This window comes from Rosenbergiella metrosideri, assembly GCF_022602565.1.
Taxonomy (GTDB): Bacteria; Pseudomonadota; Gammaproteobacteria; order Enterobacterales; family Enterobacteriaceae; genus Rosenbergiella; species Rosenbergiella metrosideri.
Genome location: NZ_JALBCV010000078.1, coordinates 1 through 274, shown reverse-complemented (window position 1 = coordinate 274; position 274 = coordinate 1). Strand labels below are relative to the sequence as shown.

Genomic DNA, 274 nt, shown 5'->3' with positions numbered 1-274 from the left:
GTTTTACCGTGGTCAACGTGACCGATGGTGCCCACGTTTACGTGTGGTTTATTACGTTGAAATTGCTCTTTAGCCATCGCTTGTCCCTCTAAGACACAGATAGAATCGGTGAAGTTATCACGTCAACCAGGTCATTATTGCCTGATAAATATGGATTTAATCAAGAACAGAAGGAATCAGGGAGGAAGTTAGGAATGTGGTGCTGATACCCAGAGTCGAACTGGGGACCTCACCCTTACCAAGGGTGCGCTCTACCAACTGAGCCATATCAGCA

1 tRNA gene and 1 pseudogene are annotated in these 274 nt (G+C 46.4%); both read right to left on the bottom strand.

The window, feature by feature from the left end:
- Positions 1-77 (bottom strand): annotated as a pseudogene (locus MKR94_RS16565) (GTP-binding protein); the annotation flags it as partial.
- Positions 78-197: 120 nt separating this feature from the next.
- Positions 198-273, bottom strand: a tRNA-Thr gene (locus MKR94_RS16560).
- Between the last annotated feature and the right edge of the window lies 1 nt (position 274).